This window comes from Streptomyces globosus (assembly GCF_003325375.1).
In the GTDB taxonomy this organism is placed as follows: domain Bacteria; phylum Actinomycetota; class Actinomycetes; order Streptomycetales; family Streptomycetaceae; genus Streptomyces; species Streptomyces globosus_A.
Genome location: NZ_CP030862.1, coordinates 4370962 through 4385058 on the forward strand (window position 1 = coordinate 4370962; position 14097 = coordinate 4385058).

Annotated in this window: 15 protein-coding genes; 7 read left to right on the forward strand and 8 right to left on the reverse strand. The window is 75.6% G+C overall.

Annotation, left to right across the window (positions count from 1 at the left end):
- Window positions 1–63 precede the first annotated feature (63 nt).
- From C0216_RS19180 to C0216_RS19200, 5 genes are read right to left on the reverse strand one after another with little or no spacing between them, the layout of a single operon-like run.
- On the reverse strand, window positions 64–714 hold the full coding sequence (locus C0216_RS19180; protein WP_281277947.1) for a GTP-binding protein: 651 nt from the start codon (window positions 712–714) through the stop codon (window positions 64–66).
- Window positions 714–1109, reverse strand: coding sequence for a DUF742 domain-containing protein (locus tag C0216_RS19185; protein ID WP_114056469.1), 396 nt, complete (start codon window positions 1107–1109; stop codon window positions 714–716). Before C0216_RS19185 ends, C0216_RS19180 begins: the two co-directional genes overlap by 1 nt.
- Entirely contained in the window at window positions 1106–1552 is a 447-nt protein-coding gene (locus tag C0216_RS19190; RefSeq protein ID WP_114056470.1) for a roadblock/LC7 domain-containing protein, read from the reverse strand. Before C0216_RS19190 ends, C0216_RS19185 begins: the two co-directional genes overlap by 4 nt.
- The gene (locus tag C0216_RS19195) at window positions 1549–3963 is read right to left on the reverse strand and encodes a sensor histidine kinase (RefSeq protein ID WP_114056471.1); all 2415 of its coding nucleotides are present in this window, start codon (window positions 3961–3963) and stop codon (window positions 1549–1551) included. The genes C0216_RS19190 and C0216_RS19195 overlap by 4 nt, the downstream gene beginning before the upstream one ends.
- A 32-nt stretch (window positions 3964–3995) precedes the next feature.
- On the reverse strand, window positions 3996–4778 hold the full coding sequence (locus tag C0216_RS19200) for an MHYT domain-containing protein (RefSeq protein WP_114056472.1): 783 nt from the start codon (window positions 4776–4778) through the stop codon (window positions 3996–3998).
- A 158-nt stretch (window positions 4779–4936) separates the two neighbouring features.
- Between C0216_RS19200 and C0216_RS19205 the strand changes: the two genes are divergently transcribed.
- On the forward strand, window positions 4937–5596 hold the full coding sequence (locus tag C0216_RS19205; protein WP_114056473.1) for a class I SAM-dependent methyltransferase: 660 nt from the start codon (window positions 4937–4939) through the stop codon (window positions 5594–5596).
- A 46-nt stretch (window positions 5597–5642) separates the two neighbouring features.
- On the opposite strand, the gene C0216_RS19210 is transcribed toward C0216_RS19205, so the two are convergent.
- Window positions 5643–6557 carry an oxygenase MpaB family protein gene (locus C0216_RS19210; protein ID WP_114056474.1) on the reverse strand — a complete coding sequence of 305 codons (915 nt, stop codon included), beginning with the start codon at window positions 6555–6557 and terminating at the stop codon, window positions 5643–5645.
- A gap of 138 nt (window positions 6558–6695) precedes the next feature.
- Here C0216_RS19210 and C0216_RS19215 point away from each other — a divergent pair, with 138 nt between their 5' ends.
- The gene (locus C0216_RS19215) at window positions 6696–7502 is read left to right on the forward strand and encodes a hypothetical protein (protein ID WP_114056475.1); all 807 of its coding nucleotides are present in this window, start codon (window positions 6696–6698) and stop codon (window positions 7500–7502) included.
- Between the two features lie 19 nt (window positions 7503–7521).
- Entirely contained in the window at window positions 7522–7992 is a 471-nt protein-coding gene (locus tag C0216_RS19220) for an SAM-dependent methyltransferase (RefSeq protein WP_246042618.1), read from the forward strand.
- A gap of 46 nt (window positions 7993–8038) precedes the next feature.
- Here the strand turns inward: C0216_RS19220 and C0216_RS19225 are convergent, their stop codons facing one another.
- Entirely contained in the window at window positions 8039–8221 is a 183-nt protein-coding gene (locus C0216_RS19225; protein WP_114056476.1) for a hypothetical protein, read from the reverse strand.
- Window positions 8222–8325: 104 nt separating this feature from the next.
- Window positions 8326–9744, reverse strand: coding sequence for an amidase (locus C0216_RS19230; RefSeq protein WP_114058783.1), 1419 nt, complete (start codon window positions 9742–9744; stop codon window positions 8326–8328).
- A 342-nt stretch (window positions 9745–10086) separates the two neighbouring features.
- Here C0216_RS19230 and C0216_RS19235 point away from each other — a divergent pair, with 342 nt between their 5' ends.
- The 4 genes from C0216_RS19235 to C0216_RS19250 are packed head-to-tail and all read left to right on the forward strand — an operon-like array spanning window position 10087 to window position 14024.
- Window positions 10087–12537, forward strand: a complete 2451-nt coding sequence (locus tag C0216_RS19235) for a sensor histidine kinase (protein WP_246042619.1) — start codon at window positions 10087–10089, stop codon at window positions 12535–12537.
- Window positions 12534–12950: a roadblock/LC7 domain-containing protein gene (locus C0216_RS19240; RefSeq protein ID WP_114056478.1), complete on the forward strand. Its 417-nt coding sequence runs from the start codon at window positions 12534–12536 to the stop codon at window positions 12948–12950. Before C0216_RS19235 ends, C0216_RS19240 begins: the two co-directional genes overlap by 4 nt.
- A complete protein-coding gene (locus C0216_RS19245; protein WP_114056479.1) occupies window positions 12950–13408 on the forward strand; it encodes a DUF742 domain-containing protein in 459 nt (152 codons plus the stop codon). Before C0216_RS19240 ends, C0216_RS19245 begins: the two co-directional genes overlap by 1 nt.
- A complete protein-coding gene (locus C0216_RS19250; protein WP_114056480.1) occupies window positions 13362–14024 on the forward strand; it encodes a GTP-binding protein in 663 nt (220 codons plus the stop codon). The genes C0216_RS19245 and C0216_RS19250 overlap by 47 nt, the downstream gene beginning before the upstream one ends.
- Window positions 14025–14097 lie beyond the last annotated feature (73 nt).

The window sequence follows — 14097 nt, forward strand, 5'->3', positions numbered from 1 at the left end:
GGACACCGCACGGAGAAGGGGAGGACTCGAAACGCCGCGCTGCCCGGCGGGACGGGCCTGCCCTCAGCCGGCGCCGGGCCCCGCCTCCACGGCCTCCAGCAGCCGCGCCGTGTGCACGCGCCCGGCGTACTCGACGAGCCTGATCAGCACTTCCTTCCCCGAATCGCGGTCCCGCGCGTCGCACAGCACCACCGGAGTCCCCCGCTCCAGGTCCAGGGCGCGCGCCACCTCGTCCGCCGCGTAGCGCCCGGAGTCGCTGAAGCAGTTGACGGCCACGACGAACGGGATGCGCCGGTGCTCGAAGTAGTCCACCGCGGGGAAGCAGTCCTGCAGCCGCCGCGTGTCCGCCAGCACCACCGCCCCGAGTGCGCCCTGCGCCAGCTCGTCCCACAGGAACCAGAACCGGTCCTGGCCGGGTGTCCCGAACAGGTACAGGGAAAGCCCGGACCGGATGGTGATCCGCCCGAAGTCCATCGCCACCGTCGTGGTGGTCTTGCGCTCCACCCCTCCGGTGTCGTCGACCAGCTCGCCGGCCTCGCTGAGCCGCTCCTCCGTCCGGAGCGGCCTGATCTCGCTGACCGCGCCGACCATCGTGGTCTTGCCGACCCCGAAGCCGCCCGCGACGAGGATCTTCAGCGCCAGCGCAGCGGGGTCCGGACCCTCGTCCGCCCCGGCGGCCGTCTCCGGCCCTGCGGCCACATCGTGTCGTCCCATCACAGTGCTCTCAATCCCTCGATGACTTCCCGCAGGATCCGCATCTCCGGCAGCCGGGCCGGCGGCACCGGCCGGCCAACCCGGACGTGTCCCGCCTCCAACAGGTCGCCCAGCAGCACCCGCACCACCCCGACGGGCAGGTCGGCGTCGGCGGCGAGTTCCGCCACCGACTGCGTCCCCGCCCGGCACAGGCGCAGCAGGGCCTCGTGCTCCGGCCCCGGCAGGGTGCCCGCGGCGGCGCCGGCCTCCACCGCGACCAGGGCGATCAGGTCGAAGCGGACGCCGTGCGGTCCCGGTTCCGTACGCCCGCCCGTCACGGCGTACGGCCGCACGAGCGGGCCCGCGTCGGCGTCGTACCAGCGGCCGTCGTCCGCCGGCCCGGCCGTGCCGCTCACCCTGCGGCCGGCGGACGGGCGGCGGACCGCGGCCGGGTCTGCAGGTGCTCGCCGACGCGCTTCACCAGCCGGGCCATCTCGTACGCGACCAGCCCGACGTCGGTGCCGGCGCCGCTGAGGACGGCCAGGCACGAGCCGTCGCCGGCGGCCGCGACGAAGAGGAACGCCTCGTCCATCTCCACCAGCGTCTGGCGCACGCCCCCGGCGTGGAAGTGCCGGCCCGCGCCCTTGGCGAGGCTGTGGAAGCCGGAGGCGACGGCCGCCAGGTGGTCCGCGTCCTCGCGGTCCAGTGCGCTGGACGCGCCCACCGCCAGCCCGTCGTGGGAGAGGACCACGGCGTGGCGGACTTCCCGGACCCGGACCACCAGCTCGTCCAGCAGCCAGTCGAGGCCGACCCTCCCGGGGATGCCGGCGACGCCGCCGTGTGCCTGGTGCTCGCTCATCGTGTGTCTCCTTCGCCGCCCGGGCGGGCGGGCTTCTCCTGTGCACCCCGGACCCAGCCGGCCCGGTAGGCCGCCATCCGGTCCCTGGCCTGTTCCGGGCTGGGCCCCTCGGCCTCTTCGGCGGGGCGGGCCGCGGCCTGCGGCTCCTGCGGCAGCCGGCGCAGCTGCGGCGCCAGGCCGGCCTGGCGCGTCCGGCGCGGCAGGCCGCCCCTCGAGGCTGCCGGCGCGGCGGCCGCCGCCGGGCAGGGTGAGGGCGGGCGCACGGACGGTCCCGTACGCGGCTGCGGCAGGACCGGCGGCGCCGCGCCCACTGCGGCGCCCTCCTCCGGCAGGCCGCCGGCCCCGGTGGAGCCGGGCCCCGCGGCGGACGGCACGGCCGGCTCCGGCGCGGGCTCCTCCTCCGGTGCGCCCCGGAGGAGGGGCTGCGGCAGCAGCACCACCGCGGTGGTGCCGCCGTACGGAGAGGGGCGCAGGTGGACGCGTACGCCGTGCCGGGCCGCGAGGCGGCTCACGACGAAGAGCCCGAGCCGGTCGCTGTCGAAGAGGTCCAGGGCGCCCGACTGCGCGATCCGCCGGTTGGCCTCGTCAAGGGTCTCCCGGCCCATGCCGAGTCCGCGGTCCTCGACCTCCAGGACGTACCCGGCGCCGACGGGCTCGCCGCTGACCCGGACCGCGGTGTGGGGCGGGGAGAACTGGGCCGCGTTCTCGATCAGTTCGGCGAGGAGGTGGGTGAGGTCGGCGACGGCCGCGCCCGCGACGGCGGCGTCGGCGAGCCCCCGCACCTCGACGCGTTGGTACTCCTCGATCTCGGAGACCGCGGCCCGCACCACCGCGGACAGCGGGACCGGCATGCGCCAGGCCCTCCCCGGGGCAGCGCCCGACAGGATGATCAGGCTCTCGGCGTGCCGCCGCATACGGGTGGTGAGGTGGTCGAGGCGGAAGAGGTCGCCCAGCTCGGCGGGGTCGTCCGCGCGGCGCTCCATCGAGTCGAGCAGGGTGAGCTGCTTGTGGACGAGGACCTGGCTGCGGCGGGCGAGGTTGACGAAGACGCCGCCGATGCCGCCGGCGAGCTCGGCCCGCTCCGCGGCGGCTCCGAGCGCGGCCCGGTGCACGGTGGCCAGCGCCTCCCCCACCTGGGCGATCTCGCCCTCCGCGGTCGGCCCGGGCGGGGCCTCGGCGTCGATGTCGATGTCCTGCCCGGCGCGGAGGCGTTCCATGGCGTGGGGCAGTCGGCGGCGGGCGATGTCCAGCGCGGTGTCGCGGAGGGCGGCGAGTTCGACGACAAGGCCCCGGCCGATGCGCACGGAGATCGCGAGCGCGGCGCCGACGGCGAGCAGTCCGAGCAGGACGGCCGCGCCGGCGGGGCCGCGGACACTACGGGCGACGGGGTCGCCGCGGTCCGCGGCGGCGGCGTGTGCGGCGGCTTCGGCGTCGCGCAGGGATGCGCTGACGGAGGCGTACGCGGCGTCCCAGCCGGCGGGCGGCTGCTGCGCGGTCTCCCTGGCTGCCTGCTTGGCCGCGGCCTTCACGGTGTCCTTGGCCGGGCCCCCGGACGGCTCCGGCTCCGCCGCCAGGGCGCGGTCCTCGGCGGCAGTGAGTTCGGCGTACGCGGAGCTCCCGGCAGCGGACTGCCAGGCGGCCTGCCCGGCGGCGGGGAGGTCGCCGGTTGCGACGGCGGTGAGGGTGCGGCGGGCCTCGACGAGGCCGGCGAGACGGCGAACCGATTCGGCGGTGCGCGGGCCGGGCGCCGCCATCAGCGCGTCCTCGCGGGAGAGGAGCTCCCCCGCCCGGGTGAACTCCAGCAGGACCCGGGCTTCGGTGCCGAGGTCGGGCCGGTCGCCGCCGGCGAGGGCGCCGAGGACGCCGAGGGCGGCGTCGACCACGCGGTTGTACGCCTCGTAGGCGGCATCCGGGGTGGCCCGGCGGTCGGCGGTGTCCCTGCGGACGGCGGCGAGCCCTTCGGCGCCCGCGACGAACTCCCGCAGCCGGACGGCGACCGCGGTGCGCTGCCCGCCGGATTCGGCCACGGTGTGCCGGTCGCCGAGGCGGAGCCGCCGGACCGCGGCGTCGGTGCGGCGCATCTGCTTCTCCAGGTCGGCAGCGCGCTCGCCGGCCGGTGCGGCGGCCGCGAGGAGGCGCACGGCGGCGCGCCGTTCGGCCTGGAGCTCCGTCACGGCTGCGGCGACGGGCGTGCGGATCTGCCGGTCGATGTCCTGGACGCGGCTCATGCGGGCGATGTCCCGGGCGGTGCCGACGGTGGTGAGGCCCCAGAGGGCGAGCAGCGCGACGACCGGGACCATCAGGAGCGAGACGACCTTCGCGCGGACGGTCGCCGGACGGGGGAGCCGGCGGGTGCGGGGCGCGGACTGCGGCGGCGCTGCTGCGTCCGGTTGTCTCCGGGGTGTGGGCATCTGCTCCTCGTTCCGGGGCGGGTCGGGTCTGGTCAGCGGGCAGCCGCGGCCGGGGACGCGGCGGGCGCGGAGGCGGAGGGGGCGCCCGCCCGCCCGGCGGCGGTCGGGGAGAGCGCGACGAACGCCGCGGTGAGGAAGAGGTACGAGCCGAGCCCCACGGCGAGCGGGAAGACGAACTGCATCGCGGTCGCCCCGGGGAGTGCCCGGTCGGAGGGGACGACCCGGACCGCGACGGCCGCCATCCCCGTGTAGTGCATGCTGCTGACGGCGGCGCCCATGACGAGCGAGGCGACCGCGACGGCCGCGGGCGTCCTGGTGTGGAGCGCCGCCCACAGGGCGGCGGTGGCCGCGGCGACGGCGACGGCGACGGACAGCGCGACGGCGGCGGGGTCGTAGGAGACGCTGCCGTGCAGGCGCAGGGCGGCCATCCCCAGGTAGTGCATGCCGGCGACGCCGAGGCCGGTAGTGAGGCCGCCGGCCGCCAGGGCCCGGCCGCGGCCCTGCCCGTACCCGACAGCGAACACCCCGGCGCCGACGACCACGACGGCGACGACCAGCCCGAGGACGGTCAGCGGCACGTCGTAGTGGATCTCGGTGCCGGTGACGTGGAAGCCGAGCATCGCGGTGAAGTGCATGGTCCAGATGCCGGTGCCGATGGCGGAGGCCGCGGTGAGGAGCCAGTTGCGGCGGGCGGCTCCCGTCGCGGCGAGCGCGCGGACCGTGCAGCGCAGGCCGAGGGCGGCGCCCACGGATGCCATCACGTATGACAGGACGGGCGTCAGCCAGCCGTACGCCGCGTGGTCGAGGTGTCCCATGGCCCCGGGACGCTAGTCCGGGTGAGGGCGCGAACAGGGGACGCATTTCGAAAGCCGCTGGAACTGCTGGAATATGACAGAGAAACGTCAGGGTCCGACCGCAGTGCGCGACAGCCTGCCCGGCGGACCGGGGCGGGACGGTGCGGGATCATGTGCCCATGACCGAGGACCGCACGCACCCTTCCGAACCCGCAGCCCGTCCGGCTCCCGCCCCGGACGTCCCGCACACGCATACGCACGTACAGGAGTTCTTCGGTGCGCGGGCCGCCGCCTGGGACGCGAAGTTCCCCGACGACGGCCCCGCCTTCGCCGCGGCCGTGGCCGAGTTCGGGCTGCGGCCCGGCGACCGCGTGCTCGACGCGGGCTGCGGCACCGGGCGGGCGCTGCCCGCACTCCGGGCCGCCGTCGGCCCGGCGGGGACCGTCCTCGGTGTCGACCTCACGCCGCAGATGCTGGACGCCGCACGGCAGGCCGGCCGGGACGCCCAGGGGGCGCTGCTGCTCGCGGACGCGGCGCGGCTGCCGCTGCGGGCCGCGGCGCTGGACGCGGTGTTCGCGTCCGGGCTGGTCGCGCACCTGCCCGAGCCGGCCGCGGGCCTGCGCGAGCTGGCCCGCGTGGTGCGCCCCGGCGGCCGGCTGGCCCTGTTCCATCCGATCGGGCGGGCGGCGCTGGCAGCGCGGCAGGGCCGCGAGCTCACCCCGGACGATCTGCGGGCCGAGCACAACCTGCGCCCGCTGCTGGCCGGTTCGGGCTGGGAGCTGGTCTCGTACGCGGACCTCGACAGCCGCTTCCTGGCCGTCGCCGTGCGCTGCCGCTGAGGACGTACGAAGGCCCCGGGCGCGGGGTCCGCGGAGCCGCCCGGGATCACGCCGTGGGGTGGGTCCCGGCTCCGCTGGACCGGCGCTGGTGCGGTACGGGGCAGCCGCCGGAGCCGGGCAGCGGGAAGGTTCCGAGCTCGCCCACGTCGTAGCCGTCGCGGTAGCCCTTGATCTCCGGGTTCTGGCGGGCGTAGTGCGGGGCCCTGCGCGGGGGCAGCAGCCGGACGGCCCGCCCCCGCAGCCGCAGCGCGCCCCGGACGAGGCCGCGCACCCGCGGATGGGGCCGTGCGAAGCGGAAGGCGTCCAGCAGGGCGTCGTCCAGGAGTGCGAGGCTGGCACCGCGCACGGCGGGGGCGAGCCGGGCGGGGTACCAGGAGGCCAGCAGGTCCAGGGTGGCGTCGGCGACCCGGCGGCCGCCCTCGTCCCAGGCGAAGTGCTCCGCCTCGTAGGCGTCGAGGACGGCCTCGAACTCCTCGAAGGAGCCGGGGATGTCCTGGATGCCCATGTGGCGGCCGAGGGTGGCGTAGTAGTTGGCGGAGGCCCGGCGCTCGTGGTGGGTCATCTTCCGCCAGCCGTAGGCGTCCAGCCAGCGGGCCGGGATCACCACGAACGTGCACAGCACGTAGCGCATCTCGTCGTTGGGGATGTCGTAGCTGCGGTGCATCTGGTTGATGCGGCGGATCGCGGTGCGGGCCGTCTCGTGCGCGAAGCCGTGCTCGACGACGGCGTCGAGGAGCAGCGCCGTGTCGTCGTACCGCTTCTGTGCGCGCTCGGTGAACTCCGCCGTCTCGGCCAGCAGCCGGCCGATGCCGGGGACTGCGTAGGTCCGGAAGAGGGCGAGCTCCAGGGCGCGGGTGAAGTCCCAGGGGAACTCGTAGGTGGCGGTGAGCCGGTAGATGGCGAGGAAGTCCTTGTCCGGATCCAGCCGGAGGATCTCCCTCAGCCGGTCGTAGCGCTGCACCGGATGCCCCTTTCTGTGGCGGGCTCCCAACTCTACGTGCAGGTGGGGACCTTGGAAATCGGCGCCGACGGGCTCTCGACGGGGAGGTTACCGGCTGGTTAGGGTGCGCCGACGGGCGGCAAGAGACCGGGAGGCCAGGTGTCCGAGGACGAGGGCGGCGGTTCCCTGTGGGTGCTGACCGCGGTGCTGCTGACCCCGGCCGGGTTTCCGAGCGTGCTGGGCGACGACTTCCCCGAGGCGTGCGCGCTGCTCGGGGTGGCTCCCGACCCGCAGGGGTACGGGCTGGTGCTCGGGCAGGACGAGGAGGGCGCCCGCTGGACGGTCGTCGTGGACGACGTCTCGCTGGTCGCCGCCGCCGTCGCGGCCTGGGACTGCGGCATGGAGTACGACCTCTCGCCCGACGAGCGGACGGTCGTCGCCTCGCTGGCCGGGTGGCCGCTGGAGCTGACGGTGGCCGCGTCGGGACTGCCGGAGCCGCATGATCCGGAGCAGGGTGCGGACGGCACCGGGCGGGTGCCGCTGGCCCCGCCGTCCGCGGACGGCTGGGGGCCGGTGCAGCGCCGGCTGGGGGCCGACCAGGTCGCCCGGGAGTGGGCCGAGTGGAGCGGGCGCGCCGCCGCGGACGGCGGCGCGGCGGCAGCGGCGCACCCCGGGCTGGCGCGGGCGCTGGCGGAGGCCGGGGCGTACACGCGGACGCCGCCGCCGGCGGGCCGGGTGCGGTCGGCGTTCGCGGGCGAGGGCGCCCGCACCCTCCGGGCGGACGGCCCCGGCTGGTCGCTGGTCGCCCGGACGGGCGGGACCGGCGGAACCGGCGGAAGCGCCTTCGTCCTGCTGGACGAGGAGCCGGGCGAGGTCCTCCCGGTTCCGGACGGCGGGCCCGGCGGGCTCCCGGACCTGCCGGGGCTGTTGGAGGCGCTGGACCGGGTGGCTGTACGCCCCGTGTGACGGGGCGCCTGGAGGAGGGGTGAACGCCGTGCCGGTGGAATGGGAGCCGGTCGCCGTGGTGGTCGGCGGCCGGACGGACGTGGTGGACGACGACTGGGGGTGCGAGACGGCCGTGATCCGGCTGGACGCCGCGCGGTTCGGCCCCGAGGCGCTGTACGGACTGGACGCCTTCTCGCATGCGGAGGTCGTCTACCACTTCGACCGGGTCCCGCCCGAGGAGGTCGAGTCGGGCGCCCGGCGGCCGCGGGGCAACCCGGACTGGCCGCTGGTCGGGATCTTCGCCCAGCGCGGCAAGAACCGACCGAACCGGCTGGGTGTCTCCCGCTGCCGGATCGTCGCGGTCGACGGCCTGGACATCCGCGTCGAGGGTCTCGACGCGGTGGACGGCACGCCGGTCCTGGACATCAAGCCGTACATGGCGGAGTTCGGTCCCCGCGGGGAGGTCAGCCAGCCCGCGTGGGCCACCGAGCTGATGCGCGGCTACTACTGAGGGGCCTGAGGCCCGGCCCGGTCCGGCCCCGTCGGGACCGCGCCGGTCAGCGGCCCAGCTCCCTGCGGGAGACGTCCCGCACGCGGCGCCGCTGGGAGGGGTCCAGCAGCAGGTACGCCGCCGCCGGCACACCGATCAGCACCAGCAGCCCCGCCCAGAACCCGACCAGGCCGAACAACACGATCGCCGCCAGGACACCGGCAGCCGCGACTCCCGCGCGCTTGGACATGGGACACCTCCACCCGTCACCGGGGGACGGCCGCTCGCCGTCCCGCCGTCACCCCTACAACGCCCGGCCCCGCCGCCGCGTTCCCGCCCGCCCGCGCCGCCGCCTCACAGGTCCTGGATACGGCGGAAGGGCCGGTCCGCCTCCAGCTCGAACGCGATCTCCAGGAGCGTGCGCTCCGCCCCGGGCCGGCCGGCGAACATGACGCCGACGGGCAGGCCGTCGTCCGTCGCGTGCGCCGACGGGAGGGAGATCGACGGCGTCCCGACGACGTTGTCGACGGGCGTGAACGCCACGTACGTGAGGATCCGCTCGATGAGCTGCGGGTAGGGGACGGTCGGGCTGAGGTGCCCGAGCCGCGGGGTGGTGTGCGCGAGCACGGGCGACAGCAGGAGGTCGAAGCCGCGGAAGGCGGCCGCGTACGCCACGGCCGTGCTCCGCAGCCGGCGCAGCACGCCCGGGGTCTGCCGCCAGACGGCCAGGTACGACTCGCGGAGCCCGCGGCTGAGGGGGTCCATGCGGCGCCGGTCGAAGTCCGCGCCGAGGCTCCGGCCGGTGGCTCCGATCAGGAAGGACAGCATCCCCCAGTAGGCGAGGAAGTCGTCGGTGAAGCGCGGGTCGACGGCGACGACCGCCGGCTCCACGGTGTGCCCGAGCCGTTCGAGCGCTTCCCCGGTGGCGAGGACGGCGGCCCGGGTGGCGGTGTCGGTGCGCACCCCGTTCGGCGAGTCGGGCAGCAGCCCGATCCGCAGCCGGCGCTTCGCGGGGCCCTCCACGGAGCCGACGGGCGGCAGCTTCGGATGGGGCCGGTACGCCTCCGCGGCGGCGAGGAACGCGGCAGCGTCGCGCACCGAGCGGCTGACGACGCCGTCGGCGACGATGTCGAGGGGCAGCATGCGGCTCTGCGCGTTCGCGACGACCCGGCCGCGGGTCGGCTTGAGGCCGACGAGCCCGCAGCAGGCGGCGGGGATGCGGATGGAGCCGCCGCCGTCGTTGGCGTGCGCGAGGGGGACGGCTCCTGCGGCGACGAGGGCGGCGCTGCCGCCGGAGGAGCCGCCCGCCGAGTACCCGGTGTGCCAGGGGTTGCGGACCGGCTCGGCGCCCTCGTACTCCGTGGTCGGGCTGAAGCCGAACTCGGGGAGGCGGGTCTTGCCCAGCACGGTGACGCCGGTGCTGAGGAACTGCCGGGCGAACGGGGCGTGGTTGCGGGCGGGCCGCGGGCGGAAGGCGGAACTCCCGTGCCCGGTGGGCAGTCCGCGGTAGTCGGTGTTGTCCTTGACGAAGGTCGGCACCCCGGCGAAGACGCCGCCGCCCGGCGCACCGCCGGAGGCCGGAGGGCTGCTGTGCACCTCGACCGCGCGGAGCCGGGCGTCGACCGCGCGGACGCGCTCGGCCGCGTCGCGGGCGGCTTCGGCGGCGCCGACCTCGCCCCGCCGGATCGCGTCGGCGAGGCCCACGGCGTCGTGCTCGCCGAGGGCGTCGTCCCGGAAGGCGTGCACACCGGTCCGTATCTCGAATGCCGTCACCGCTACCCCCGCCCAGCCGCGTGTGTGGTCGGCCGCCATCATTCCCTACCACCGGGTAACACGCGAGGGGGCGGATGCGCCGGCCTGAAGGGCGCACGTCGGCACCCGTTGGCCGGATGACACCGGGCAACGGCCGCACGGCCGGCGCCCCGAAGGCCCCCGCGGCGCATCGCGATCGGGTTCCGATCAGGACTCCGGTTGGCAACGGGCGCGCCGCTCATAACATGCTCCGATTATCGAAACAACGTATCGGTTTCGACCGTGTGGCTGGTTATGATCAGCCCCTTCCGACTGGCTGTCGTCCCCCGCTCCCCTCCCCTGCCCAGCCGCCCCCGAGGAACGATGACTTCGACAGAACCCGAAGGCCCACCGGCGGCCATGACGGCCCGGCAGCAGGGGCCGCGGCGGCGGACCGTGCGGCTGCGCACGCTCCTGGTGTGCCTCGCGGTCGTGCCCACGGTGGCCATGGGAACGCAGACGGTGGTCACCGCCGAACGGCTCCTGGACCAATCCGCCCACCTGCGCGCCGATGTGGCGGCCAGTGAGCACACGGGCGTCCCCCTGTACACGCTCCTCGTCGACCTCCAGGCCGAGCGCACCGCCTCGGCGGCCCTGTGGGCGGGCAGCCCCGGAGCCGAGCAGGAGCTCCGGCAGCGGCGGCAGGCGACGGACCGCGCGGCGGCCGAGTTCCGCCGGGCGGCCGCCGAGGCGGGCGTGTCCGTCGGGGAAGTGGTGCGCCAGCTCGGCGACCTGGCGGTCTACCGCGGGCGCGCGGACGCCCGCACCGGCACCCCCGACAGCCTGCTCGCCTACTACACCGCGCTGGTCAACGAGATCATCCGCGTGTACCAGCACGAGTTCAGCCACTCCGAGGACGCCGAACTCACCCAGGCGAGCCGCCCCGTGGTGTCCCTGCTCTCCGCCTCCGAGATGGTGGCGCGCCAGGATGCCCTGCTGGCCCTGGCCGGGCCCTCCCGCGAGCTGGGCGCCAGCGCCTTCGACCAGTTCACCAGTGCCGTGGGCGCGCAGCGCTACCTGTACGAGACCTGGGTCGTGCCGTACCTCCCGGAGCGGGACAGGCGGTTCTACGAGCGCATCACCACCTCCCCGGCCTGGGAGACGAAGACCCGCATCGAGAACGCGATCATCTTCGAGAACAAGGACTCCGACACCGGCATCCGGCTCCCCTCCGACGTCGGCGAATGGCGCGCGGCGCACGGCAACTTCTCGATGCAGATGGCCACCCTCAACATCGACCGGGCCCGGCAGGTCCTCGCCCTGGGCGAGGCGAAGGCGGACCGGCTGCAGACCGAGGTGGCCTGGCTGATCGGCGGCAGCGGCGCCGGGCTGCTGCTCGTCGTCGCGATCGTGGTGGCGAGCACCCGGTCGGTACTGCGCCGCCTGGACGGCCTGCACCGGCGCACCGTGGCGGTCGCCGAGCGCATCCTCCCGGACGTGGTGGCGCAGCTCGGCAGCGGCCGGCCCGTCGACGAGTCCGTGCTGCCCAGGGTGACCGGGCACCGGGACGAGGTCGGCCGCATCAACGACGCGTTCGCGCGGGTCGTCGCGGTGTCCGTGGACGGGCACCGGCAGCTCGCGGCGGAGCGCCACGGCTTCGGCATGTTCGCCTCCGGCATCGCCTCGCGCACCGGGAACCTGGTGAGCCGCCAGCTGGCCCTGACCGAGGACATCCAGGACGCGTTCGGCCACGACGAGTCACTGCTCGCGCAGTTGATGCGGTCCGACCAGCTCACGGTCGGCATGCGGCGGCAGATCGAGAACCTGCTCATCCTCGCGGGCGGCGAGATCCCCGACCCGCACACCGAGCCCATGCGCATCGCCGACCTGCTGCGCGAAGCCGCCGCCGAGGTCGAGGACTTCCGGCGGATCGAGCGGCAGGCGCTGGACGAGGCGAGCGTGCAGCCGCATGTGATCAGCCAGATCAGCCACCTGCTGGCGGAGCTTCTGGACAACGCCACCCGCTTCTCCCCGCCGCGCTCGAAGGTGGTGATCCGCGCCGAACTCGTCGCCGACGGCCTGTCGGTGGAGATCGAGGACCGCGGGCCGCGGGTCGCGTCGGCCACGTACGAGGAGATGAACCGGCGCCTGCACAGTGCACCGCCGTACGCCGTCCTCGCCGAGAACGCGCACCGGCTGGGCCTGTTCGTGGTCGGCCACCTCGCCGAGCAGCTCGGCGCGACGGTCACGCTGCGGCGCTCGGTGTACGGGGGCACCTCGGCGGTGGTCGTGCTGCCGGGCGGGCTGTTGGCCCCCGCGGACCGGCCCGCGGCGCAGCCCGCGCAGCCCGGCCCGGCCGCGGAGGACACCGCCGACACACCGAAGGCCGTGGCCTCCGCCGCCCCGGTGCGGAAGGCCGCACGCACACCCGCGCTCACGTTGGAGCCCGCCCTCACGGCGGAGCCCGTGCCCGCGCCGTCCGCCGCGGACCCCGGGGAGCCCGTACCGGCGCGCGTGACGGGGCCGCGGGCCGTGGAGCCTGCGCCGGTGCCGACCCCGGCCGGGCTGCCGAGCCGGCGCCGCACCGACCCCTCGCCGCCCGCCCGCGCAGAGGGCGTCCCGCGCCCCGCGCTCCCGGCCCGGGAGGCCGCCCGGCCGGCCCTGCCCGAACGCGTACCGCAGACGCACATGTCGCAGCAGCTGCGCGGTCCGCGGACGCCCGAGACGACCGACCGCCAGGATCCGGCCACGCCCGAAGAGGTGGCCGACGCCTGGGCGGACTACGAACAGGGGACCCGGAAAGTGGAAGAAGAGCTCCGACAGGATCAGCCATGACGACGACATCGAACGACATGATCTACAGCGTTCTGGACAACAACCTGAGCAGGATCGCCGGCATCCAGGGCGCCGTGCTCCTGTCCAACGACGGGATCGGGCTGAGCGCCTACCTGCTTGAGCGGGACCAGGCGGAGCGCATCGCCGCCGCCTGTTCCGGGGTCGCCTCCACCATGAAGGCGATATCGCGCGAGGTGGACGGCGGCCGGGTGATCCGCCAGCTCGTCGAGATGGACGAGCGCTACCTCTGCATCGTGGGATGCGGCGAGGGCAGCACCCTCATCGTGGTGACCTCCCGCAAGGCGCGCCTGGGAGAGCTGGGCGGCGAGGCCGTCCGGACGGCGCAGGCGCTCGGCGAGTGGCTGGGCACCCCTGAGCGCACGCAGGCGCAGCCTCCCGCCTCCCCCGCGTAATGCCGCAGGACGACGCGGACGCCGTACCCGACCCCGGACCGGAGCCGGAGCAGGCCGCGGACGCCGCAGCGGACCCGGCGCCGGACGGCGGCGGGCCGCTCGCGCCGCGGTCCGGCGGACGCCGCCGGACCCGCCTGTACGCCCTCACCGACGGCCGGACCGCCGCCCCCTGCACCGTCATGACCATGGACACGACGATCACGGCGGCGGTCCCGGAGGACGCCTGGAGCGGGCTGCCCAGCGAGTGGCGGGCCGTCCTCGCCATGTGCCCGGCGCCGGACGGCCGCGCGGTCGCCGAGATCGCGGCCCGCATGCACATCCGCCTGACCCCGATGGCGCTGCTCCTCGGCGAACTCGCCGACCGCGGGCTGATCCACCACCGGCCGCCCCTGGACGGGGCGGAGGCCGCCGATGTCCACCTGCTCAGGAGAATCAGGGACAACCTTGCCCGCATATGAGAACGCCGCCCGGCAGGCGGCCCCCGTCAAGATCCTCGTGGCCGGCGGCTTCGGGGTCGGGAAGACCACCCTCGTCGAGACGGTCTCGGAGATCGAGCCGCTGCGCACCGAGGAGCGGCTGACGGCCGCCGGGGTCGGCGTCGACGACCTGGACGGCATCGAGTCCAAGGCCGTCACCACCGTGGCCATGGACTTCGGCCGGATCACCCTCACCGACGCCGGGGTCGCGCTGTACCTGTTCGGCACCCCCGGCCAGGAGCGGTTCTGGTTCATGTGGGACGACCTGTTGAACGGCGCCCTCGGGGCCGTCGTCCTTGTCGACACCCGCCGCCTGGACCGCAGCTTCCCGGCCGTCGACTTCTTCGAGAGCCGCGGGCTGCCGTTCGTGGTGGGCGCCAACTGCTTCCACGGCGAACAGGCATACACGGCCGAGGAGATCGCCGCAGCCCTGCACCTGCGCGATCCCGTGACGCCCGTCCTGATGCTGGACGCCCGCGAGCGGGAGGACGTCCGCGGCGTGCTGCTCGCCCTGCTGGACCTGCTCATCGCCAGGGCCGCGGAATCGGGCGCGGAGTCCGGGGCGGCGGTTCGGGGGGCCTCCGCGGCGAGCCGCTGACGCCCGGCCCGCGGGAGGGGTACGCGCGGGGCGTGCGGGGTAGGCGCTCCCCGCGTACGAGGAAGGAGCGCCG